This window comes from Rhodoferax ferrireducens T118 (assembly GCF_000013605.1).
Taxonomy (GTDB): domain Bacteria; phylum Pseudomonadota; class Gammaproteobacteria; order Burkholderiales; family Burkholderiaceae_C; genus Rhodoferax; species Rhodoferax ferrireducens.
Window position 1 is genome coordinate 4,380,277 of sequence record NC_007908.1, and the last position, 22,471, is coordinate 4,402,747.

Annotated in this window: 17 protein-coding genes and 1 riboswitch; of the genes, 6 read left to right on the forward strand and 11 right to left on the reverse strand. The window is 61.1% G+C overall.

Annotation, left to right across the window (positions count from 1 at the left end; translation table 11 throughout):
* From mreD to RFER_RS19900, 3 genes are read right to left on the reverse strand one after another with little or no spacing between them, the layout of a single operon-like run.
* The gene (gene mreD / locus RFER_RS19890; protein WP_011466182.1) at nucleotides 1-531 is read right to left on the reverse strand and encodes a rod shape-determining protein MreD; all 531 of its coding nucleotides are present in this window, start codon (nucleotides 529-531) and stop codon (nucleotides 1-3) included.
* On the reverse strand, nucleotides 528-1,448 hold the full coding sequence (mreC, locus tag RFER_RS19895) for a rod shape-determining protein MreC (protein ID WP_011466183.1): 921 nt from the start codon (nucleotides 1,446-1,448) through the stop codon (nucleotides 528-530). The genes mreD and mreC overlap by 4 nt, the downstream gene beginning before the upstream one ends.
* Before the next feature lie 15 nt (nucleotides 1,449-1,463).
* A complete protein-coding gene (locus tag RFER_RS19900) occupies nucleotides 1,464-2,507 on the reverse strand; it encodes a rod shape-determining protein (RefSeq protein WP_011466184.1) in 1,044 nt (347 codons plus the stop codon).
* A 203-nt stretch (nucleotides 2,508-2,710) separates the two neighbouring features.
* On the opposite strand from RFER_RS19900, the gene gatC reads away from it, so the two are divergent.
* Genes gatC through gatB form a run of 3 tightly spaced genes read left to right on the forward strand, consistent with a single transcriptional unit; the run spans nucleotide 2,711 to nucleotide 6,010 of the window.
* Nucleotides 2,711-3,010, forward strand: a complete 300-nt coding sequence (gene gatC, locus RFER_RS19905) for an Asp-tRNA(Asn)/Glu-tRNA(Gln) amidotransferase subunit GatC (RefSeq protein WP_011466185.1) — start codon at nucleotides 2,711-2,713, stop codon at nucleotides 3,008-3,010.
* Nucleotides 3,011-3,035: 25 nt separating this feature from the next.
* Nucleotides 3,036-4,517, forward strand: coding sequence for an Asp-tRNA(Asn)/Glu-tRNA(Gln) amidotransferase subunit GatA (gene gatA / locus RFER_RS19910; RefSeq protein WP_011466186.1), 1,482 nt, complete (start codon nucleotides 3,036-3,038; stop codon nucleotides 4,515-4,517).
* A 2-nt stretch (nucleotides 4,518-4,519) separates the two neighbouring features.
* Entirely contained in the window at nucleotides 4,520-6,010 is a 1,491-nt protein-coding gene (gene gatB, locus RFER_RS19915; protein ID WP_011466187.1) for an Asp-tRNA(Asn)/Glu-tRNA(Gln) amidotransferase subunit GatB, read from the forward strand.
* A 72-nt stretch (nucleotides 6,011-6,082) separates the two neighbouring features.
* Here the strand turns inward: gatB and RFER_RS19920 are convergent, their stop codons facing one another.
* Both RFER_RS19920 and pyrE read right to left on the reverse strand, forming a co-directional pair.
* Nucleotides 6,083-6,745, reverse strand: coding sequence for a DUF4124 domain-containing protein (locus RFER_RS19920; protein WP_011466188.1), 663 nt, complete (start codon nucleotides 6,743-6,745; stop codon nucleotides 6,083-6,085).
* 2 nt (nucleotides 6,746-6,747) lie between these two features.
* Nucleotides 6,748-7,470, reverse strand: coding sequence for an orotate phosphoribosyltransferase (pyrE, locus tag RFER_RS19925; protein ID WP_041791020.1), 723 nt, complete (start codon nucleotides 7,468-7,470; stop codon nucleotides 6,748-6,750).
* An 11-nt stretch (nucleotides 7,471-7,481) separates the two neighbouring features.
* Here pyrE and RFER_RS19930 point away from each other — a divergent pair, with 11 nt between their 5' ends.
* The gene (locus RFER_RS19930; protein WP_011466190.1) at nucleotides 7,482-8,273 is read left to right on the forward strand and encodes an exodeoxyribonuclease III; all 792 of its coding nucleotides are present in this window, start codon (nucleotides 7,482-7,484) and stop codon (nucleotides 8,271-8,273) included.
* 59 nt (nucleotides 8,274-8,332) lie between these two features.
* On the opposite strand, the gene RFER_RS19935 is transcribed toward RFER_RS19930, so the two are convergent.
* The 3 genes from RFER_RS19935 to RFER_RS19945 form a co-directional block, all read right to left on the reverse strand.
* Nucleotides 8,333-9,031: a PEP-CTERM sorting domain-containing protein gene (locus RFER_RS19935; protein ID WP_011466191.1), complete on the reverse strand. Its 699-nt coding sequence runs from the start codon at nucleotides 9,029-9,031 to the stop codon at nucleotides 8,333-8,335.
* 244 nt (nucleotides 9,032-9,275) lie between these two features.
* Complete coding sequence (locus tag RFER_RS19940; RefSeq protein WP_011466192.1) at nucleotides 9,276-12,812, reverse strand: DEAD/DEAH box helicase; 3,537 nt, start codon at nucleotides 12,810-12,812, stop codon at nucleotides 9,276-9,278.
* 674 nt (nucleotides 12,813-13,486) lie between these two features.
* Nucleotides 13,487-16,894, reverse strand: coding sequence for an EAL domain-containing protein (locus tag RFER_RS19945; RefSeq protein ID WP_011466193.1), 3,408 nt, complete (start codon nucleotides 16,892-16,894; stop codon nucleotides 13,487-13,489).
* A 208-nt stretch (nucleotides 16,895-17,102) separates the two neighbouring features.
* Between RFER_RS19945 and RFER_RS19950 the strand changes: the two genes are divergently transcribed.
* Complete coding sequence (locus RFER_RS19950) at nucleotides 17,103-17,723, forward strand: TnsA endonuclease N-terminal domain-containing protein (protein WP_011466194.1); 621 nt, start codon at nucleotides 17,103-17,105, stop codon at nucleotides 17,721-17,723.
* A 46-nt stretch (nucleotides 17,724-17,769) separates the two neighbouring features.
* Here RFER_RS19950 and lipA read toward each other — a convergent pair whose 3' ends face one another.
* From lipA to RFER_RS19965, 3 genes are read right to left on the reverse strand one after another with little or no spacing between them, the layout of a single operon-like run.
* On the reverse strand, nucleotides 17,770-18,786 hold the full coding sequence (gene lipA / locus RFER_RS19955; protein WP_011466195.1) for a lipoyl synthase: 1,017 nt from the start codon (nucleotides 18,784-18,786) through the stop codon (nucleotides 17,770-17,772).
* Between the two features lie 47 nt (nucleotides 18,787-18,833).
* On the reverse strand, nucleotides 18,834-19,526 hold the full coding sequence (lipB, locus tag RFER_RS19960; RefSeq protein ID WP_011466196.1) for a lipoyl(octanoyl) transferase LipB: 693 nt from the start codon (nucleotides 19,524-19,526) through the stop codon (nucleotides 18,834-18,836).
* On the reverse strand, nucleotides 19,527-19,796 hold the full coding sequence (locus tag RFER_RS19965; protein ID WP_011466197.1) for a YbeD family protein: 270 nt from the start codon (nucleotides 19,794-19,796) through the stop codon (nucleotides 19,527-19,529). It abuts the gene before it with no gap.
* A 268-nt stretch (nucleotides 19,797-20,064) separates the two neighbouring features.
* Nucleotides 20,065-20,152: riboswitch (cyclic di-GMP riboswitch) on the forward strand.
* Between the two features lie 479 nt (nucleotides 20,153-20,631).
* Here RFER_RS19965 and RFER_RS24985 point away from each other — a divergent pair.
* Nucleotides 20,632-22,401, forward strand: coding sequence for a methyl-accepting chemotaxis protein (locus RFER_RS24985; RefSeq protein ID WP_011466198.1), 1,770 nt, complete (start codon nucleotides 20,632-20,634; stop codon nucleotides 22,399-22,401).
* Nucleotides 22,402-22,471 lie beyond the last annotated feature (70 nt).

Genomic DNA, 22,471 nt, shown 5'->3' on the forward strand with positions numbered 1-22,471 from the left:
CTACAACGGCCGGTGCGCATCGGGATCGGGGGTTCTTCGTTGCGGCATCAGCAAGAGCACGCTGACCACCGGCCACAGCAGCGACTCGATGAGCGGCGCCAGCAACAGCCAAAAGCCTGGAAAGCCGCCCCCCGCCAGCATGCGCACACTCAGCGCAATGGCATGCGCCGCCACAAACAGCGGCAACACCTGAAACGCCTGCGACGGCACCGGAAACCACAGCAGGCGGCGGTGGATGGCAATGGCCAGAAAGCTCAGTACCGTGTAGCTCAAGGCGTGCTGGCCCAGCATCGCCCCCTGGTGCACGTCAACAAAAATGCCAAACACAAAAGCGGCGCCAATGCCGATGCGCTGCGGCTGGTGGATGCTCCAGAACACCAGCACCAGCGCCAGCAGGTCGGGCATCCAGGCGGCTCGCCCCCACAGCCCCATGTTCTGCAACATGTTCAGGAGCAAGGCCGCTACCAGGCTGCCCCAGATGAAGAAAGGGTTGGCGGGCAACAGCAACTGATGGCCCGGGCGCATGATCATTTTTTCGATCCTTTCCTGACCGGGCCGGCGCTTGCCGGCACGACCGGCCGCGAGGCGATCTGGCTGGCAACGGGCTGCAGCACCATCACATGCACCACGCCTGACACCAGCGCCAGGGGCTCACAGCTGATGCGCGCAAATGCCGAGTCAGCACGGCGATCGACCTTCGCCACCTTCGCGACCGGCAAACCCGGGGGGTAGACGCCGTCCACGCCGCTGGTGGTCAACAAATCACCGACTTGCACATCGGTATTGGCCGCCATGAAACGCAGCTCCAGCGCGTTGGCGCGCAGGGCCGGGTCGCCAAAGGCCACGCCGCGCGCCCCGGTGCGGGTGTTGAGCACCGGAATGGCCTGCTCCCGGTCGGTGATCAGCGTGACTTCGCTGATCGCCGGATAGACCCGTGTCACCTGGCCCAACACGCCGGCTTCGTCCAGCACCGGCGAGCCGGCCGCGACGCCGTCGAGCAAGCCGCGGTCAATGATGACTTTGCGGGTGTAGGGGTCGGCGGCGTCATACAGGACTTGTGCCGCCTGTGATGGCGTGGCCACGCGCTCGCGCAACGTCAGCAGCGCGCGCAAGCGGGTGTTTTCCAACAGCAGTTGCTCGACCTGACTGGCACGCTGGGACTGCAAACCGAGCTTGTACAGGGCGGCTTCTTCGCTGCTCTGGGAGCGTTTGAGAGACTCAAAATATTTGCCGCCACCCTGGACCCAGACCACGGGCCGCAGGGCCAGCCATTGCATCGGATAGAGCGCGGCCGCCACCGCCACCCGCAACGGCCGCGCCAGCTCAAGGCGCGCATCGGCCACCATCAGGAACAGCGCCAGCAGACTGAAGAAGGTGAGTTTGGACAGGGCCGACGGGCCCTGGCGAAAGAAAGGCGGCGGCGTCCCGTCCAGCGTACCAAGTGGCATCGCCGCGCCTGTTGCTTATTCGCTGGTGAAAATGGAGCCCAGGCGGTCCATCCGCTCCAGCGCCATGCCGCAACCCCGCACCACGCAAGTCAAGGGGTCTTCGGCCACCAACACCGGCAGACCGGTTTCTTCGGCCAGCAGACGGTCCAGGTCACGCAACAGCGCACCGCCGCCGGTGAGCATCATGCCGCGGTCGGCGATGTCGGCACCGAGCTCGGGCGGGGTTTGTTCCAGCGCGTTCTTGACCGCCGACACGATGTTGTTGATCGGGTCGGTCAGGGCTTCGAGGATTTCATTGCTGGAGATCGTGAAACTGCGTGGCACGCCTTCGGACAGGTTGCGCCCGCGCACTTCCATCTCGCGCACTTCGCTACCCGGAAACGCCGAACCGATATTTTTCTTGATCGCCTCTGCCGTGGGCTCGCCAATGAGCATGCCGTAATTGCGCCGGATATAGTTGATGATGGCTTCGTCGAAGCGGTCGCCGCCCACACGCACGCTGCCCTTGTAGACCATGCCACCGAGCGAGATGACGCCGACTTCGGTGGTGCCGCCACCAATGTCAACCACCATGGAGCCGCTGGCCTCACTGACCGGCAGACCGGCGCCAATGGCGGCGGCCATCGGCTCTTCAATCAGGTAGACGTCGCGGGCACCGGCGCCCAGGGCACTTTCACGGATGGCGCGGCGCTCGACCTGGGTCGAGCCGCACGGCACGCAAATGATGATGCGCGGGCTGGGCCGAAAAATGGAGCGCGGGTGCACCATCTTGATGAACTGCTTGAGCATCTGCTCGGTGACGGTGAAGTCGGCAATAACGCCGTCTTTCATCGGACGAATAGCCTCGATGTTGCCGGGCACTTTGCCCAGCATGGCCTTGGCTTCCTTGCCGACCGCCTGGATTGTCTTTTTGCCCTGCGGGCCGCCTTCGTGGCGGATCGCCACCACGGAGGGTTCATCGAGCACAATGCCCTTGTCACGGACGTAGATCAGGGTGTTGGCGGTACCGAGGTCAATCGCCAGGTCAGTGGAGAAGTACTGACGGAATGCTCCAAACATTAATATAGTCCTCTCGGGCATGGTGGGCGCGTCGGCCTGCCATCACCTGGTTAACGGGTTCAAAATCGGGTTTTATTGGCAAAAACCTGCCGGGTCGCAGACCCACAGCCAAAGGCGGGATAATACCTCATCCCCTGTGAATAACTGTCCGGCCCCGCCTCTTTAAAGGTGTTTTACAACCGGTTTCGAATGAAGATACTTGTATGTCCCTGACTTCTACTGACATCGCCCGAATTGCCAACCTGGCACGGCTGGAGCTCAAAGCGGCCGAGAGTGAGCGCATGCTGACACAAATCAACGGGTTTTTTGCCCTGGTCGAAAAAATGCGCGCGGTCGATACCACGGGCATTGAGCCGCTGGCGCACCCGGTGGCCACCGTCCAGGACATCACCCTGCGCCTGCGTGAAGACCGGGTCAGCGAGCCCAACCAGCGCGAGGCCAACCAGCGCAACGCCCCTGCGCTTGAGCATGGCCTGTTTCTGGTGCCCAAGGTGATCGAGTAACACCACCAACCAACAACAACAAAAGATGACTACCACCACTGCACTGCACGACCTCACCGTGGCCCAGCTCGCCAGCCTGCTGCGCGCGCGCAAAGTCTCGGCCCTGGAGACGGCCCAGCATTTCTTGGCCCGCGCCCAGGCGAACGCGTCGCTCGGGGCTTTTCTGGACTTCAACGAAGAAGTCACGCTGCGCCAGGCGCGCGCCGCTGACCTGGCATTGGCCGCGGACAGCGGCGGTGCCACACCAACGCTGCTGGGCGTTCCGATGGCACACAAGGATATTTTTGTCACGCGCGATTTCATCTCCACCGCGGGCTCCAGGATGCTGGCCGGCTATCGCTCGCCGTTTGACGCCACCGTGGTGAGCAAGCTGGCCGCGCAGGGCGTGGTGACTTTGGGCAAGCTCAATTGCGACGAATTCGCCATGGGCTCGGCGAATGAAAATTCGGCGTTTGGCCCGGTCAGGAACCCGTGGGACCTGACCCGCACCCCCGGCGGCTCGTCCGGCGGCAGCGCGGCAGCCGTGGCCGCGCGGCTGCTGCCCGCCGCCACCGGCACTGACACCGGCGGTTCGATTCGGCAACCGGCCTCGTTTTGCGGCGTCACCGGCATCAAGCCCACGTACGGTCGCGCCTCGCGCTACGGCATGGTGGCGTTTGCCTCCAGCCTCGATCAGGCCGGGCCGATGGCGCGCACGGCGCAAGACTGCGCTTTGCTGCTGTCGGCCATGTGTGGGCCGGACCCGGACCGTGATTCCACTTCGCTGGACCTGCCGGCCGAAGATTTCACACGGTCTCTCACAGAATCCATCGAAGGTTTGCGCATTGGCGTGCCGGCTGAATTTTTTGGCGAAGGCCTGGCCGATGACGTGCGCGCCGCCGTGGACGGCGCACTCAAGGAACTGGAGAAACTGGGGGCCAGGCTGGTGCCGATTTCGCTGCCGCGCACCGAGTTGTCCATTCCGGTTTATTACATCATTGCACCGGCCGAGGCGTCGAGCAACCTGAGCCGTTTTGACGGCGTCAAGTTTGGTCACCGGGCCGCGCAGTACGCGGACTTGACCGACATGTACAAGAAGACCCGCGCCGAGGGTTTTGGTGATGAGGTCAAGCGCCGCATCATGATTGGCACCTATGTGCTGAGCCACGGCTACTACGATGCCTACTACCTGCAAGCGCAAAAGATCCGTCGCATGATTGCTGACGATTTTCAGCAGGCTTATCTGCAGTGTGACGTGATTGCCGGACCGGTGGCACCCACGGTGGCGTGGAAACTGGGCGGGCACGGCAACGATCCGCTGGCCGATTACCTGGCCGACATCTTTACCCTGCCGGGCTCGCTGGCAGGTTTGCCGGGCATGAGTTTGCCGGTGGGCTTTGGCGCCAACCACATGCCGGTCGGGCTGCAACTGATCGGCAATTATCTGCAGGAGGCGAAATTGCTCAATGTGGCACATCGCTTCCAGCAGGCGACGCACTGGCACCTTGCCAAGCCAGAAGGATTTTGAGCATGAATACGTTTGTTGAAAAAGCGCCGTCAGCCTCGCGGGCTGCCCTCCCATCCCCACTGGTGCTGGGTTACGAAGTCGTGATTGGCTTCGAGACCCACGCCCAGTTGTCCACCCAATCCAAAATCTTCAGCCGTGCCGCCACCGCTTTCGGCGCCGAGCCCAACACGCAAGCCTGCGCGGTGGACCTGGCGCTGCCGGGCACCTTGCCGGTGATGAACAGGGGCGCGGTCGAGCGGGCCATTCAGTTTGCGCTGGCGATTGGCGCCCAGGTGTCACCACGCAGCATTTTTGCGCGCAAGAATTATTTTTATCCCGACCTGCCCAAGGGCTACCAGATCAGCCAGTTTGAAATTCCGGTGGTGGTCGGTGGTGAGGTCGAGTTCTACCTGGACGGCGAAAAACGTTCGGTGCGGCTGGTCCGCGCCCACCTGGAAGAAGACGCCGGCAAGTCACTGCACGAAGACTATGTGGGCCAAACCGGCATCGACCTGAACCGCGCCGGCACGCCGCTGCTGGAGATCGTGACCGAACCCGACATGCGCTCCAGCTTGGAAGCGGTAGCCTACGCCAAGGAGCTGCACAAGATCGTGACCTGGATTGGTATTTGCGACGGCAACATGCAGGAAGGCAGTTTCCGCTGCGACGCCAATGTGTCGGTGCGCAAGCCCGGCGCGCCATTGGGCACACGGCGCGAGGTCAAGAACCTCAACAGCTTCAAGTTCATGCAGCAAGCCATCGACTATGAAGTGCGCTGGCAGATTGAGCAACTTGAAGACGGCCACGCGATTGAACAGGCCACGGTATTGTTCGACCCCGACAGCGGTGAAACGCGTTCCATGCGCAGCAAGGAAGATGCGGCCGATTACCGTTATTTTCCCGACCCGGATTTGCCGCCGCTGGTGATTGCCGATGACTGGGTGCAGCGGGTTCGCGCCGAGATGACCGAGCTGCCGCGCGTCATGGCGCAGCGCTTTGTCGCTGACTATGGGCTCTCTGACTACGATGCCACGGCGCTGACTCAAAGCCATGCCATTGCCGCCTATTTTCAAGCCGCCGCCAAAGCCTGCGGGCAGGCCAAACTGGCCAGCAACTGGATCATGGGCGACGTGGCGCGCCGACTCAATACCGATGAAATTGACATCGCCCAGTCACCCGTGAACGCCGCGCAGCTGGGTCTGTTAATCACCCGCATTGTGGATGGCACCCTGTCCAACAACGCAGCCAAACAGGTGCTCGATGCGCTGTGGGCCGGCGAGTCCCCCGATGTCGATGCGGTGATTGAGTCCAAGGGTCTCAAGCAAATGAACGACAGCGGCGCGCTGGAAAAAATTGTCGACGACGTGCTGGCGGCCAACCCGAAAAACATCGAGCAGTACAAGGCCGGCAACAGCAAGGCGCTCAACGCGCTGGTCGGTCAGATCATGAAGGGCAGCCAAGGCAAGGCCAACCCGCAGCAAGTCAACGATCTGCTGCGCAAGAAACTGGACTGATTCCAGGTCTGCTTCAATGCGCCAGGTTCCGGCCCCGTTTGGCACCCTCTGGTGCTGTCCGGGGGGCATGGGTCAGGGCCGCAACCAGAGCCGCTTCAGCCGCGCCAGTTCTTCTTCGAAACGCGCGTTCACGCGCTTGAGTTCCGCGTCCTGATCAGCAATAAAACGACCCTGAATGGCCAGGCTTTGGGTCAGCTCGTCAGCCTGGCGCCGAACGGAGGGCGGCGCTTTGCTCGGGTCCTTCTTGTAAAACTCCATCTCTTCATTAACCACGGTGCGCTGGCGCAGCAGCTCCTCCACCCGATGCATCGCCGCCTGGCGCACCACGCCAATCTGGGCCAGTGCCTCGGCGCGTTCCTTGTCGTGCACCGCCTGGTTCGGGTAGCGGGCCAGCAACGCCCGGTCGCGCCGTTTTTCTTCATTCAGGCGGGCCCGTTCTTCCTGGGCCGCTTTCTCCCGGGCGTCAAGCGCAGCGCGCTCCTGTGCCGTCAGCGTTGGACTTACCTTGGCTTTGACCGTGCCGCTGGGGTTGAGCACTTTTTGTTCGCGATCACTGCAATCGGGAATGGGCCGGTCAGAGGTCAACGTCCGGCCCCGCGCGTCGACGCAGGTGTAGATGCCCTGCCCATTGCCGCCGCCCGTCTGCTGCGCCTGGGCAACAGTCATGCCTGACAGAACCATCAGCAACACACCCAGGAACGTTTGCCTCGCATCCAACCCGATCCATCTGAACATGTTTAGCTTTCTTCTACACCGTAGCGCTGCCGATAGGCCAGGACGCGCTGATGGTCGGCGGCCAGCCCGCCTGCGCTGTCCCTGGCAAGATACTGCATCAAATCCGCCAGATTGGCAATCGCACAAACCTGCAAGCCGAGCTGGGAACGCACGTACTGCACGGCGCTGTAGGGCACATCGACCACCGAGTCGCCACGGCGCTCGGTTGCCATTTCTTGCCGGTCCAGCGCAATCACGACAGCGTGGGCCGTGGCACCCGCGGCCTCGATGATGGCGATTGATTCGCGGGCGGCGGTGCCGGCGGACATCACGTCGTCCACAATCAGCACCCGTCCCTTGAGCGGGGCGCCGACCAGGGTGCCGCCCTCGCCGTGGTCCTTGACCTCCTTGCGGTTGTAGGCAAAAGGGACGTTGCGGCCCAGGCGGGCCAGCTCCACCGCCAGTGTCGCACCGAGTGGAATACCTTTGTAGGCGGGGCCAAAAATCATGTCGAATTCAATGCCGCTGGCCAGCAGGCGCTGCGCATAAAATTGCGCCAGTCGTCCTAATTTGGCACCATCATCAAACAAGCCGGCATTGAAGAAGTAGGGGCTCAGGCGACCGGCTTTGGTTTTGAATTCACCAAAACGCAAAACACCACAATCCAGCGCAAACTGCACAAACTCCTGGGCCAATGCGTCCGCCGCGGGGGCGGCGCCGGTTTTGGTTCCAACACTTATCGACATCGGGGAATTCCTTGTTTAAATTAACCAGCCTCAACCTCAACGGCATCCGCTCTGCTACCGCCAAAGGCCTGGAAGCCTGGCTCACCAAGACTCAGCCTGATTGTATTTGTGTACAGGAGGTCAAGGCCCAGGCCCTGGACGTGCAAGACCGATTTGAGCATCTGGCCGGCCTGCGCGGCCACTTTCATTTTGCCGAGAAAAAGGGGTACTCCGGTGTTGGCCTCTACAGCCGGCACGAACCCAGCGATGTGCGGGTCGGCTACGGTTCGTCCCAATTTGACGCCGAGGGCCGTTACGTGGAACTGCGTTTTGACACACCCTCGGCCAAGCGCTCCATCATCAGTTGCTACTTCCCCAGCGGCTCGTCCGGCGAGGAACGCCAGCAGGCCAAGTTTCGTTTTCTGGAAGAGTTCTATTTGCATTTGGCGCAGCTCAAGAACGGGCGCGAGTTCATTCTGTGCGGTGACGTGAACATCGCGCACCAGGAAATTGACCTGAAAAACTGGAAAGGCAACCGCAAAAACTCAGGTTTTTTACCCGAGGAGCGGGCCTGGATGACGAAGTTGTTGACCGAGGCCGGACTGGTGGATGTGTACCGGCAACTGCAACCCACCGCCACGGATGAAGCCTACACCTGGTGGAGCAACCGGGGTCAGGCCTATGCCAAGAACGTGGGCTGGCGGCTGGACTACCACCTGGCCACGCCAGCCATGGCGGCGCTGGCACGCTCGGAAACCATCTACAAAGCTGAAAAATTCTCGGATCACGCGCCGCTCACCATCGAGTATGACTGGACGCTTTGAGCCAGCGCCTTGTCAGAACCAGACTTCAGCGCCGATTCGGCGCTGGGGGAGCGACCAGCTCAGACGCCGGTGCCGCGACGGCGCCGGGACGTCAGCCCGGCCAGCGTCAGCGCCGCAGCGAAAAGGGCCAGCGAGCCCGGCTCGGGCACGGCCGCTGGCTGCACGATCTCTAGCTGCGTGGTCGCGGGCAACGCGCGCAACGTGACCGTTGCACTGAGATTCTGGTTCAGGTCGCTCGTGTCTGAAAAGGTAATCGGGTTGAGGCTGATGTCGAACAGACCCCCGGTGCCAAAGGCAATGTTCGTCAAGGCGGCCCAGGTCAGCGAGTAGTCGACACCCCCGTTGGCGGAGTCGTTGGCGCCGCCATTGATGGCTCCGGCAGTCGCGACGCCGGTGGTGGTGAGGGTCTGCGTCGAACCCAAGGGGCTGGCAAACGTCAACGAGGCAGTGACATCCAAAGCGTCCGTTTCCGCTGCCAGAATGCCGCCGTTACCATTGGACTCGCGAAAATCCAGGGTTCCCACCAGGAAAGTGGATTGATCGCCGACCGAGGCGAGCGAAAAGTTCTGTGTGCTGAACCCCGGGGTGAACAACACGTCAAGCAAGGTGCCAGTATTCTCATGGGCGTCAACCCCATAGCCTGCACCGGGTGTCAGGCTGGCCGCCGTCACATCAAACGCAACCGGCGCGGCCATGGCGCTGGCTGCGCAGGTCAGCAAAGCGCCCGCGATAAATTTGGAAGTCAGCGATTTGGTCATGATGGTCTCTCGGTGATGGGATTGATCCAACAGTCATAAGCAATATCTGCGCCAGACTTGCTAATTCCATTAATAACAACTAGTTACAGAATTTACACATAATTTCGCAAGGGCAACTGTAAAAAATTTCGACACTTCCTGGCTGGCGCCTGCCAACCTCACCTTGAGGGCCAACCATCTGTCTCCAGCGTTTTCACTGCAAAAAAGCAGCCCGCAGTCACCGTGAAATAGGCGCAAGTTGCTATCAAACCGATAGCGGCTTGAGCAACTCCGCCAGGTCACTCTCGGAAAACAGCGGCTGTTTGCGCCCGACTGCGCCGCTGTACATGCTCTCGGCCAGCGCCGCCTTGCGCTCTTGCAGGCCCAGGATGCGCTCTTCAATCGTGCCTTGCGCCACCAGCTTGACGACCCACACGCTTTGCGTCTGGCCGATGCGGTGGGCGCGGTCGGTCGCCTGGTTTTCGACTGCCGGGTTCCACCACGGGTCGTAGTGGATCACGGTGTCGGCTTGCGGCAGGTTCAGGCCGACACCACCGGCTTTCAGGCTGATCAGGAACAACGGCACGGCGCCGCTGGTGAACTGCTCGATCAACGCATCGCGCTTCTGGCTCTGGCCGGTGAGCTTGATCCATGGGATATTGCGCTTTTGAAGCTCCGCCTCGATCAATTTCAGCATGCTGGTGAACTGCGAAAACAGCAAGATGCGCCGGCCCTCGGCCAGCATCTCGGGCAGCATTTCCATCAGCCGCTCCAGCTTGGCCGAGTTGCTCACTTTTTTGGCAGCGGCCAGCGTCACCAGATGCGGGTCGCAGCAGACCTGGCGCAGCTTCAAGAGCGCATCCAGAATCGTGATCTGCGACTTGGCCATGCCTTTGGTGTCGAGCGCTTCGCGCACGCTCTTTTCCATGCCTAAGCGAATGGTTTCGTACAGGTCTGCTTGTTTGCCGGTCAGCTCGACGCGCATCGCGGTCTCGATCTTGGGCGGCAGCTCGCCCGCCACCAGCGCCTTGGTGCGCCGCAGCATGAAGGGCGTGACGCGCGAACGCAATTGTTCCAGCCGCTCCGGGTTGCCCAATTTTTCAATCGGCGTGCGAAACAGGTCCTGAAACTTCTTCTGGCTGCCCAGAAAGCCCGGCATCAGGAAGTGGAACAGGCTCCAGATTTCGCCCAGATGGTTTTCCATCGGCGTGCCCGACAGGCACAGGCGCTGGCGCGCGCGCATCTGGCTGGCCACCTGCGCGGCTTGGGTGCTGGCGTTTTTGATGTTTTGCGCTTCGTCCAGCACCACCAGGTGCCAGCGGGTCTTGAGCCAGCGCTCGCGGTCGCGCTCCAGCAGCGAATAAGGCGTGATGACGATGTCATGGTCGTGCAGGCTGTCGGCCAGCTCGTGCCGGTCTTTGCCATGCAGCACCAGGCTGCGCAAGTTGGGGCAAAAGCGCGCGGCCTCGCGCTGCCAATTGCCCATCAGGCTGACCGGCGCCACGATCAGCGCCGGGTATTTCAGGCGGCCCGCGTCTTTTTCAACCTGGATGTGGACCAGGGTTTGCAGCGTTTTGCCCAGCCCCATGTCGTCGGCCAGGATGCCGCCCAGACTGTATTGACGCAAGAACTGCAGCCAGTTCAGGCCCTGCTGCTGGTACGGGCGCAGGCTGGCCTGCACGCTGGTCGGCACCGGCACCGTAGGTAATTCGGTCTGGCCGCTGAGTTGCTTGACCAACTTGCGCAGTGCCTGTGCGCCGTCCCAGACCGCGCCTTCCCCCAGCGAAGCGGTGGTGCGCATGGCATCCAGGCGCGAGAGTTTCAGGCAGTCGCCGGTGAAATCATGGCTGCGGTCGCCCACCAGCTCCAGGAGCGCGGCCATCCAGGGCTTGAGCGCGTCGGTGGGCAGGCGGATGAAGCCTTGCCCCGCGGTGTTGGGCAAAAAGATAAACGGCGGGATATTGGGCAAGCCGGTGGCCGGGTCGAGCGGGCTGGTGGCCGCCTGTGCAATCAGTGTCGGCAGCCAGGGCAGGATGTTGTGGCGCACGCCGTTGATCTCCATCCCCAGGGACAGGTCAAACCAGGGCGAGGTGACGCCCGCGTCACCGTCCTCGTCTTCCTTGCCATTGACGCCGGCGTGACCGGCATGCGGGTCATGCGCGCCGTCCTCATCATCGCCCCGGCCCTGCAGCTTCACGTCGAGGTCATCGGCGTGGCTGATCCAGTCAATCAGTGCGTCGTCGAGCGTGACCTCAAAGCCGGCCGCCTTGAACGCGGCAAAACCGCTGTCCGCCCATTGCAGCCAGCTTTGCTGCGAGGCGTCGCCGGGAAGGCCAAAGCGGCCCGGCTCGGTGGAGCGCAGCCCCATTCCCGTCAGCTGCGCGACGGCTTCAAACTCGGCCTCCGGGTCGCGGTGCAGCAGCACGCGGCCCTGCGCGTCATCCACCAGCACCGTGGTGCCAAGACCCGCCCACCAACCCCGGCGCCCCGCATAGTCAAACTGCAGTTGCGCCTGCAGCAAACCTTTGAGCAGGGTGTCTGACACCGGCAGCGGTGCGATGTGCAGGCAGGCGTGCGGTGTGATGCCCGAGAGTGTGGGCAACTGCTCCAGCACCGGCGGTGGCGGCACCGGGCCCAGCTGTTGCAGCAGTGCCAGTTGGTGCGTCTTCAACGCCGAGGGTTTGAGCGGCGGCGCCTTCAGCAGTACCGACAGCTGCGCGGCGGGCACGCCGTCAGCCTGAACCAAGCCGCACAGACCACTGGCCGCATCGAGGTACAAGGTCGGCGTGTTCAGGCACAGTTGCGCTCTAGCGTTGCCTAAGCGCGCGCGCAGGGCCCAGGCGGGCTCGGCATCGTTCGGGCTGGCTACTTCATGCCATTCCCAGCGCAAGTCCTGCGGCGCGCCCCATTGCACCGGGGCGCCCGGCAGACCCTTGCCGCTCTCAAACAGCAAGCGCCCGGTACTGGCCGCTTGCTGCAGCACCATGACACCAATCTTGCCGTACAACGTGACTTTGGCTTTGTAACCGTAGCTGTAGTAACCGCTGCTGCCGCTGGGCAGGGCACGCATCAGCTGCAGTAACTCCTGATCGACCTGCGTGGCCTGGTCAAACGTGGTCTGTCCGCGCGCCGGTGCAATGCGCAGCGCTTTGGGTTTGGCCCAGCCGCCATGGACTTTGGGGCAGGACACGACGACGTCCATTTGCAGCTCGGGCGTGCGGCCCTTGGCGCCGGCCACGGACAACAGGTACAGATACTGCTCGTGCACAGAGCGGGCGTCCGTGTCGATGCCGGCCTGCGCGCCCTGGCGCGCAGCCTGGTTCAACTCCTGCAGCCAGTGCAACAGGGGCGCCTCGGCCTCGCGGCGGGCTTGTTCGGCGGCCCGCTCCCGTGCGACCTGTTGCGCCGCTTCAATCTGCTCGGGCGTGGGCGCGGCAGGCGCGCACGCACTGAGCGCCGCGCTGGGGTCCATCAGCCGGCGCCCCTGCTGCGCCGCCTTGAGCAGCACCGCCACCCCGTGCTTGCACTGGTAACCAACCGGGCAGCTGCAGTCGCTGTCCCAGTTGGCGACTTCGCCATTGGGCTTGAATGTGAGCTCGATCGACACCTGGTAGGGCCAGCGTTGACTGCCCTGCACAGTGGCCAGCAACTGCCAGTAGTCGCCCATGGGCTTGATTTCCAGCGACAGCACCTTTTGCGCCAGGTACAGCGTCAGGCCGCGGTCCCAGGTGGCGCGGTCGATCGAGTTGGCCAGCGACTGGGTGCTGAACCAGGGGCCGACAGCAGCGCTATCGTTCTGCATAAAATAGGGCTCTAGCCGCCGTAAACATTGCCTAAGTAGCTATTAAAATAATATCAAAATCAGACTGTCAACTGACTCAGCTGTTAACAATCAGAAGCAAATGAGACAGTCGGGCCATTTTTCATGATTTCATTCAAAAGTTGATGAGATAAAGTTTAGAAGTCATCGAGACTGTCTTGTAAGCGTCAGCCTGAATGCCTGCTCCGAGTAGTTTAAGCGTCGCTGGTAAGCGCAATCAATTGGAAATAAAGAATTATTCCCCCAAGGCGCAGGCCATTCAAAATGGCTTGCGTATGCTGGAAACCACTGACCACCGTTCCGCTCTATTCTGACCACTCTATTGATAGTGACCATTTGAGACGGGAAGACGCTTTGCCGCGAAGGACTGCCTCGCGCAATGAATCTGGAAGAGTGTGTTGCTGCCGACACGGATTTGACCAAGGTGGTACGCGAGTGCTTGTTTGGATAGTGTGGTTCGCGCGCATACGGTAAGAGCGGCTGTTTTATCGAAATATTCCGACCGAGAATTTCAGACATGAATCTGGTTCGCACCCGGCGAATGTCAAGATAATTGAATGCTGAATGGCGCAAAAACGACAAAGTTGAATGTTGAGTGACGCGTGAGTTGAATGTCCGATGCCGATCGTTTCCAGGAGCACTGCAAAATCAAGCACTTATGAGATTGCTGACTGAATGTCGAGCGGCGTTCCGCAGGCTTTACCCGACGGTGTCGTGACAGGCGCACGAAATTGTTTGACCCAGTTCTGGAAGTCCTCGGCCGGCATCGGTCTGGCGATGAAGTAGCCTTGCGCGATATCGCAACCACATGCGGCGAGTTGATCCCATTGTTCCTGGGTCTCGATGCCCTCGGCCACCGTCTTGCGTCCGAGGTCACGGACCAGGTCGATCGTAGATCGCACGATCAGCGAGGAATCCCTGCTGATTGTCATGTCGCGTACAAACGATTGATCGATCTTGATGTACTCCACCGGTAGTTTCTGCAAATAGCTGAGCGAGGAATAACCGGTACCGAAGTCGTCGATGTAAAGCGGTATGCCTTCATCGCGCAGGCTGTGCAATACACGCAGTGCGAATTCGGCGTCGTCCATCACCGCGCTCTCGGTGTTTTCAAGTTCGAGCAGGCCGGCAGCCACGCCATATGTGGTCTGCAAGTGGCGGATTGTTTGCAGCAACCTTTCGTCGTGCAGGTTGTGTGCAGAAAGGTTAACGGCGATTGGCAGTGCGCAGCCTTCATACTGCCAGGCCTGGTTCAAGCGCAAGCTGGTCTTGATCACCCATTCGGTGAGCGGCTTGATGAGCCCGGTTTGTTCGGCGAGCCCAATGAATTCGCCCGGCGGAATCAGCCCACGCTCTGCGTGCTTCCAGCGAACCAGTCCTTCGGCGCCGCACAAGCGACCGGTGGTGATCTCCACTTTCGGCTGCAGGTAGAGCAACAGATCACCACCCTCGATCGCCCGCCGCAGTTCCCCGGCCATAGTCAGACGGCGCGATTGGTCCTGGTTCAGGTCTGGATCGAAGATGGCGTGCTTCACACCTTTTTTCTTGGCCTGGTGCACAGCCATGTCCATATGCCGGAACAGGTCGTGGGGTGTCGCCCCATGTTGTGGAAACAACGCGACACCGATTTTGGCCGACACATCTGGCGCAATGTCGGCGACCGGGAACGGCTGCGCCAACACGTCTTCCACGCGTTGCAGCATGGTGATGACGCTATTGGCGTTGCTGTCGGGCAGCAGGATCGCGAATTCATCACCCCGCAGGCGCGCGACCATGGCAGACGCCGGCGCGGCGACGCATAGCCGTGCTCCGAACTCCCGCAGCAATTGATCGCCGTGGCCGAACCCAAGGGCATCATTGATCTCACTCAGCCGTTCGACATTGGCTTGCAGCACGGCGAATGGCTGGTTGAGCCGCTTGGCGGCATCTATGGCAGCAGCGAGGAACTCCGTGAATTGAGTCTCGTTGGGTAGTCCCGTGAGGGCGTCGTAGCGCGTCAGGCGCTCCATTGCCTGCTGGATTTTTTGTTGCTCGGCGCGTGCGCGCAGGGTGGCAATGCCAAAAGCCAGGTCATCAGCCGATTCAGTGAGAAGCGTCACTTCATCCAATCCAAAGGAATCCGGCTCAGCAGAGTAAATGGCGAGCCCACCGATGATCTCGCCGTCGACGCGCAGCGGGCAGGCAATGACGCAGGCATAGCCTGGCAGATAGGGCCGCCACGGTGCGTAATTCGGATCGGCGAGGATGTTCTGGACCACGCTGGCCTGCCCAGTGCGGATCGCAGAGGCGACCGCGCCGCCGCCGTACTCGTTGTCGGCCCAGCTACCCTTCATCTGATGCAGAGCGTCGAGGCCGCCCGGGTGACCACTTTCCGCCATCGCCCGCAGTGATTTGAATTCATCATCGATCCGGTACCACACCGACGCCATTTGATAGCCGCCGTTGGCCACGATGGCCCGGCACATATTGTCGAGCAAGCCTTGCTCGACGGTCGCGCGCAGCATGGTGCGGTTACCCGCGCTCAGGGTGCGCAGTGCACGGCTGACATGCTCCAGCTCGCGCACGCGCTGCTCGAGCTCGGCATTGAGCGTGCGGATCTTTTCCTCGGCGTGTTTACGCTCGGTGAGGTCGGTGCCCAGCACGTAATAGCCGACCACCCCTTCCCGGGCATCGCGCTTGGGCACGTAGTTGACGAGCTGCCAGACACCGGGGAAGGGTTGCCAGTCGTAGCTTTGCGGCTGTCCTTGCAACACCTTGGCAATGAGTGGGGCGGCGACGGCATAGCGTTCGTGGCCCAGGATGTCGCGCACCGTCTGACCCGCGATGTCGGCCTGCCCGGGCGAGAAACGCTCCCGGTACGACTGATTGACATAGATGTAGCGCTGCTGCGCATCGACGTAGGCGATCATCACGGGCACGTTGCTGATCACGCTGCGCAGGTGATCCTCGCTCTCGTGCAGTTGAATCGTCCGCTCGTGTACGCGCTGTTCCAGCAGTTCGTTCTGTTCGCGGATTGTCTGTTGGGCCTGGTGCGCAATGGTCACATCTCGGAAAACGAGCACCACGCCGCCCACCCGTCCCCTGGTATCGCGTATCGGCGCCGCGCTGTCGGAAATAGGGCGCTCGCTGCCATCGCGCGCGATCAGCACAGTGTGATTGGCCAGCTCCTGGATTTCGCCAGTGGCCAGCGCCTTGGCCACCGGCACCTCGGCCGGCTCCCGGGTGTGTTCGTTGACAATACGAAATACCTCCTCGACGGGGCGGCCCTGCGCGTCGGCGAAGGGCCAGCCGGTGAGAGCTTCCGCAACCGGATTCATGCGCGTGATACGTGCCTCGGTGTCCGTCGCCAGCACCGCATCGCCGATCGAATACAGCGTGGTGGAGAGGCTCTCCTCGCTGTCGGCGAGCGCGCGTCGACTTGCTTCGGTTTCGCGCAACTGACGCCGAATCAATCCAAAGGTGGCCGTAAGCAGCGCGAGCAGCAAGAGCGCGACCAGCGCGCCGGCAGCCACCATGCTTTGGCGCGCACGCAACTGCTCGGCATTGCGGTCCTCCAAGAGCCGACGCTCCTCTTCGTTCATCTCGCGCAATAGGCCGTAGGTGCGCTCGCGCGTTTCCTGCAGCGGAGCGCTTGCCACAAATGCGCTCGCGGCTTCGAGGCCCTGGGTCTTTCGCAAGAATTCGACACGTCTGGAAATTGCGAGTCGTTCATCAATGACCTCGCGCAGCCGCATCCAGCGCTCCTGCTGGCGGGCATTGTCGCTGGTGAGCTGCTTGACCTGGCTCAGCAGGGTTTCCCGCGTCGCAATCGTCGCATCGCGTTCGGCAAGTCGCGCCGGGTCGCCCGAAATCCTGTAGCTTTGCGTGCTGAATTCGATCTGAAGCGTGTTTGCCCTTGTTTGGGCAAGGCTATCAAGCACCTCGTGGGTGTGCGCTACCCAGTGTGCCGCTTCGGCAGCGCCTTGCGCCACCTTCCAGGTGGTGGTGGCGAGTCCCGCAACCACCAGCACGGCAGCGGTAAACGCGACCAGCACCTTGGTTTCAAAACTGGAGCGCGTTTTCACGTAAGCCTCCCCATTTTTTTGCCTTCAAATCAGCGGGCATTGTGTCACCAGTTGCTGCCTATGCTGAGCTTCAACCTTTCCAATGACGTGGGAATTTCATGGTTGAGCCGCATCGCTACGGATTGCCGCGGCCTGCTATTGGGTGAATGCGCCTTTTGAATTACGGTGGCCGCATTGCAAACTTGTTTTTTCACAAAAAGAATCCTGCATGGCGGTTCGGAAAATCCCGAAAAACTATCTGTTCGTCACTGGTGGCTACTCCAGCCGAAAGAACGAAGAGATGGATGCTTTCGAGTCGCTGTTGGAGAAGGATTACCTGCTGACTCTGGATTTTGATGATGCCGCAGCCAAGTTTGAAGTCCAGCCTGTTCGAATACCGGTTCCGGGCTTCCCCAAGGGTTACGTGCCCGATGTGTTCGTTGAATACCGCCCCGACCCGCAAACCGGTGAGATTCGCAAGCCTTCGCTGGTCGAGGTAAAGTCCGCCGAAGATCTGGTGCGCAATACCGAAAAGTATGCGCCCAAGTTCGCGGCAGCCCGCCAATATGCGGAGGAAAGAGGCTGGGAATTCAGGACGGTTGACCAGAATGAAATTCGCTCACCACGGCTGGCCAACCTCAAGTTCCTGCGCGAGTACCGCAATTTCAGTCCTTCGAGTGACGATATCTGTGAATTCTTCCAGTTGGTAGTCGGGGCGGACATCAAGCTGACCATCGCGCCAGACATCGCCAATGCGCAGCACGGGATCCGTGGCGATTCATTGGAGGAACTTGGGTTTTTTAGGCTATTCCCAGTGCCCGCCACGCTAATTTATCTCACTAACTTCTGAACATTGTCTCAATAACTATTGAATTTTCTTATTTACTTCTGATTGTTCACAACTGACTCAGCGCATGGCCCGCCTGCTGGTCGGCGTGGTAGCTTGAGCGCACCATGGCGCCCACCGCAGCGTGGCTGAAGCCCATCGCATAGGCCTCGGCCTCGAACATCTTGAAAGTGTCGGGATGCACGTAGCGCTTGACCGTCAGGTGCGAGCTGGAAGGCGCGAGGTACTGGCCGAGGGTCAGCATGTTGATGCCGTGGGCGCGCATGTCACGCATCACGGCCAAAATTTCTTCGTCGGTTTCGCCCAGGCCGACCATCAGGCCGCTTTTGGTCGGCACGTCCGGGAACAGCGCCTTGAACTTCTTCAGCAGGTTCAGTGAGAACTGGTAGTCACTGCCGGGGCGCGCTTCCTTATACAGCCGCGGGATAGTTTCCAGGTTGTGGTTCATCACGTCAGGCGGTGCGGCTTTCAAGATCTCCAGCGCCCGATCGTCGCGGCCGCGAAAGTCGGGCACCAGCACCTCGATCTGGGTCTGCGGCGACTTGTCGCGGATGGCCTGGATGCAGGCCACAAAATGCCCGGCACCGCCGTCGCGCAGGTCGTCGCGGTCGACGCTGGTGATCACCACGTATTTGAGCTTGAGCTGGGCGATGGTGGTCGCCAGGTTGGCAGGCTCATTCACATCCAGCGGGTCGGGGCGACCATGGCCGACATCGCAAAAAGGGCAACGCCGGGTGCATTTGTCACCCATGATCATGAAGGTGGCGGTGCCTTTGCCAAAACACTCGCCAATGTTGGGGCAACTGGCCTCCTCGCACACCGTCACCAGCTTGTTGCTGCGCAGCACGTCCTTGATTTCGTAAAAGCGGGTGGTCGGGCTGCCGGCCTTGACGCGAATCCACGCCGGCTTGCGCAGAATTTCGCCCGGCACCACCTTGATCGGGATGCGCGACAGTTTGGCGGCAGATTTTTGTTTGACCAGCGGGTCGTAGGCTTCTGGCGGCTGGACCTCGCGCACGGACGCAGGGATGGCTGGGGTGGCAAGGTCGTCGGGGCTGTGACTCATGGTGGCAAAAGGGTAGGTAAAGGAGGCAAGCAGGCTTGCTGGCCGGGTCAGGGCGCCAGGTAGCGGGTGAGCTTGTCGCCCAGCAGCTCCGCGACCTCATCCCAGCCAGCGCAAACGCCGATTGTAGAAAGGTCCACTGTTTGCAAACCCGCATAGCCGCAGGGGTTGATACGCGTGTAGGGCTCCAGGTCCATCGCCACGTTCAACGCCACGCCGTGGTAAGTGCAGTTGCGGCTGACCTTGAGCCCCAGGGCAGCGATCTTGCCCAGGCCGCCAAAACTGGGGTTGGCCAGCCCCGACTTCATCGGCCGCTGCGGCAGCAACGCATGCGAGCCCGGGTCATCCAGTCGCACGTAAATACCTGGCGCACCCGCCACCCGGTGCCCGGTCACGCCGAACTCCACCAAGGTGCGGATCACCGCTTCTTCTATCCGGTAAACATATTCCTTGATGAAGTACCCGGCGCGTTTCAGGTCCAGCAGCGGATAGGCCACCACCTGGCCAGGGCCGTGGTAAGTGACCTGACCACCCCGGTTGGTCTGCACCACCGGGATAGTGCCGGGGTTGAACACATGTTCTGCCTTACCCGCCAGTCCTTGGGTGTAAACCGGGGGATGCTCACAAATCCATAGTTCATCAGGCGTCTCGGGCGTGCGCGCAGCGGTAAAAACCTGCATCGCTTCGTAGGCGGGAAGGTAGTCGATCCGGCCAAGTCGGTGCCGCAACAGGTCCATGGCCATCTACAGCACCACTTTAACCATCGGATGCGTGGAAAGCGTGCGGTACAGCTCGTCAAGTTGCTCGCGGCTGGTGGCAGTCACGGTGATGGTCACACCCAAATACTTGCCGCCCTTGCTCTCGCGCAGCTCAACGGTGGCGGCATCAAACATGGGGTCGAACTGGCGGGCAATCAGGGTGATCGCATGCACCAGACCGTCCACTTTGGCGCCCATGACTTTGATGGGAAACCGCGACGGATAGGTAATGAGCGACTCGGGGGGTGTGGGCATGATCACAGGTGTTTAAAGCATTGGAAGCAAGGCAGCGTGGTGAATTCGCAGTTGCGGCAGCAGGGCAAAGCGGGTGACTTGTTCATCCGGAAATTATCGCTGGCCTGACCAATGCCGAGTTGGAGGCAACAGAATTGAGCCGGCCAAGCGTCAGTTCGACCCCGACGGGGGTCACAAATTCAGCCGAAACCCGCAGGGGCAAATGGTCTCATCATTTCTGGGTATGGCCGCATCTGTTACGCCAATACTGGCAAACATATAATGCGTCCAAGTTCAAAAGCACACCCGATCGAAAGACGGGGTCGCAAAGCTTCCGGCCTGACGCATTCGTGCGAAGTGGTAGCGGGGTTGCCCAAAACGGGTCCAGTCCAACTGGCGCCCTCTAACTTCGCCGACCTGGCGAAGTCGGCAACCATTGCCGCATACGCTTTGGTCCGAAGCCCTGCCCCCCTTCTTTCTGCCTGATGCGCCCTTGACTGTGAGCCGTCGAACCCGTGACCGTCATCTCTGTGTCGCGGGCTTTTGCAGAAATATTTTATGCTTCATACGAAGGGCACGTTTTGCAACTCAAGGACATGCGAATAACACTTGAATTATCAAGAGTCGTGCCGATAACACGCCCATCGCACCAACAAAAAAATCACCCAGGGTGCAAGTGCTGCACCCAGTGAACCAAGCGATAGGAAGCGCCCCGCGGGAGTCCGCGCGCTGTTGTTCAAGCCTGACGCAGGAGCGCATGCGGGTCCTGCACGACATCGACAAACCAATGGGCAGCGCCAACATGGGGCTGCTCAATTCAATTTCCCATTGATCTCAAGAACCCCAGAGGATTCCCATGGCACTTTTTACCAACATGAAAGTTTCGACCCGGCTGGCACTCGGCTTTGGCGCGATCGTCCTGATCGGCACTGCCATTTCGATCTTTGGGGCGCTCAAAATGCGCACGCTGGCCGGCAATCTCGATGAGGTGGCCAATAACCGGATGGTCAAAACCTTCCAGTTTGCTGCCTACAAGGACAACCTCAACATCGTGGCAAGCTCCGTGCGCAACATGGTCATTACGCAGGACAACAATCTTCGTAACGGCGAGAAGAAGAAAATTGAAGAAAGTCGGGCCGCTAACGCCAAGCTCCTGGCACAACTGGAACAATCCACTCACTCACCTCAGGCCACTGAGTTCTTGAAAATCATCAAGGAGACGGGGCCTCGCTACTACATTGGTATCGATAAAGTCTCCGAGCTTGCCAGCCGCGGCGCGGACGCGAGCGCTGGCAGCGAGCTGATGGGCGACGTGCAAAACCTGCAAAACACCTTATTCAAGGCCGTCGGTGATTCGATGGCCCTGCAGCAAACCCTCGCCGCAAAACTGGCGAATGAGGCCGCAGCTGAGGCCGCAGCATCAATGACGGTATTGATCAGCCTTGCGTTGTTGATGCTCTTGATTGGCACGGGTGTGGGCTGGGCAATTACTCGTAATCTGTCACGCTCACTGGGCGGCGAGCCCGCCGAGCTGTGCGATGCCGTTAGCCGCGTTGCCGATGGCGATCTGAGCGCCCGACTGCAGTTGCGTACCGGCGACACAGCCAGTGTGCTGGCAGCGGTGGAACGCATGCAAACGTCGTTGACCCGCGTGGTGGGCACGGTGCGCCAAGGCTCCGAGAGCGTGGCCAGCGCCAGCGCCGAGATCGCGCAAGGCAACCAGGATCTCTCGGCCCGCACCGAGCAACAGGCCAGCGCGCTGGAAGAAACCGCCGCGTCCATGGAAGAGCTCAGCGCCACCGTCAAGCAAAACGCCGACAACGCCAAACAGGCCAACCAACTGGCGCAAAGTGCTTCCACCGTCGCGATCCAGGGCGGTCATATGGTGAGCCAGGTGGTGGATACCATGAAGGGTATCAATGACGCCTCGCGCAAAATCTCGGACATTATCAGCGTGATCGATGGCATCGCCTTCCAGACCAACATCCTGGCTCTGAACGCGGCGGTGGAAGCGGCGCGCGCGGGCGAGCAGGGGCGTGGTTTCGCTGTGGTAGCCAGTGAAGTGCGGTCCTTGGCGGGACGTTCGGCCAACGCCGCCAAGGAAATCAAGAGCCTGATCAATACCAGCGTCGAGCGGGTTGAGCAGGGCACTGCGCAGGTCGATCAGGCCGGCGCCACCATGACCGAAGTGGTCGGTTCAATCCGCCGCGTCACCGACCTCATGGGCGAGATCACGGCCGCCAGCGTCGAACAAAGCCAGGGCGTGGCGCAAGTCGGCGAGGCTGTAACGCAGATGGACCAGACGACGCAACAGAATGCTGCGCTGGTGGAAGAGATGGCGGCGGCCGCTTCGAGCCTGCAGACACAGGCACAGGATCTGGTCGGGACAGTCGCGGTGTTCAAGCTGTCGCAGGACGATGTCGGCGGCAGGGCGCACAACACGACGCCGCAACGGACGATCAACACCCACCCCACCCCGGTCGACAGAACACTGGAAAGTGGCGCCAAGACAAAAATCGTTCCCAGTCCTGCGCCGCGCTCGCTGGCAGCTCCCGTGACGACCGCGCACAAAACCCCGCGAGCCGCCACCGCCAATGCGGGTGGGGATGACTGGGAAAGCTTCTAAGGTCACGTCTCGACATTCGCGGTAGCCAAGACGGGTTTTTGACCCGGCACAGCCAAAAGCTGCGGGCCTG

Bases quoted from the DNA above. Each gene is read 5' to 3' on its own strand.
- mreD (WP_011466182.1), bottom strand. From the start codon at position 531: ATGATCATGCGCCCGGGCCATCAGTTGCTGTTGCCCGCCAACCCTTTC.
- mreC (WP_011466183.1), bottom strand. From the start codon at position 1,448: ATGCCACTTGGTACGCTGGACGGGACGCCGCCGCCTTTCTTTCGCCAG.
- RFER_RS19900 (WP_011466184.1), bottom strand. From the start codon at position 2,507: ATGTTTGGAGCATTCCGTCAGTACTTCTCCACTGACCTGGCGATTGAC.
- gatC (WP_011466185.1), top strand. From the start codon at position 2,711: ATGTCCCTGACTTCTACTGACATCGCCCGAATTGCCAACCTGGCACGG.
- gatA (WP_011466186.1), top strand. From the start codon at position 3,036: ATGACTACCACCACTGCACTGCACGACCTCACCGTGGCCCAGCTCGCC.
- gatB (WP_011466187.1), top strand. From the start codon at position 4,520: ATGAATACGTTTGTTGAAAAAGCGCCGTCAGCCTCGCGGGCTGCCCTC.
- RFER_RS19920 (WP_011466188.1), bottom strand. From the start codon at position 6,745: ATGTTCAGATGGATCGGGTTGGATGCGAGGCAAACGTTCCTGGGTGTG.
- pyrE (WP_041791020.1), bottom strand. From the start codon at position 7,470: ATGTCGATAAGTGTTGGAACCAAAACCGGCGCCGCCCCCGCGGCGGAC.
- RFER_RS19935 (WP_011466191.1), bottom strand. From the start codon at position 9,031: ATGACCAAATCGCTGACTTCCAAATTTATCGCGGGCGCTTTGCTGACC.
- RFER_RS19940 (WP_011466192.1), bottom strand. From the start codon at position 12,812: ATGCAGAACGATAGCGCTGCTGTCGGCCCCTGGTTCAGCACCCAGTCG.
- RFER_RS19950 (WP_011466194.1), top strand. From the start codon at position 17,103: ATGGCGGTTCGGAAAATCCCGAAAAACTATCTGTTCGTCACTGGTGGC.
- lipA (WP_011466195.1), bottom strand. From the start codon at position 18,786: ATGAGTCACAGCCCCGACGACCTTGCCACCCCAGCCATCCCTGCGTCC.
- lipB (WP_011466196.1), bottom strand. From the start codon at position 19,526: ATGGCCATGGACCTGTTGCGGCACCGACTTGGCCGGATCGACTACCTT.
- RFER_RS19965 (WP_011466197.1), bottom strand. From the start codon at position 19,796: ATGCCCACACCCCCCGAGTCGCTCATTACCTATCCGTCGCGGTTTCCC.
- RFER_RS24985 (WP_011466198.1), top strand. From the start codon at position 20,632: ATGGCACTTTTTACCAACATGAAAGTTTCGACCCGGCTGGCACTCGGC.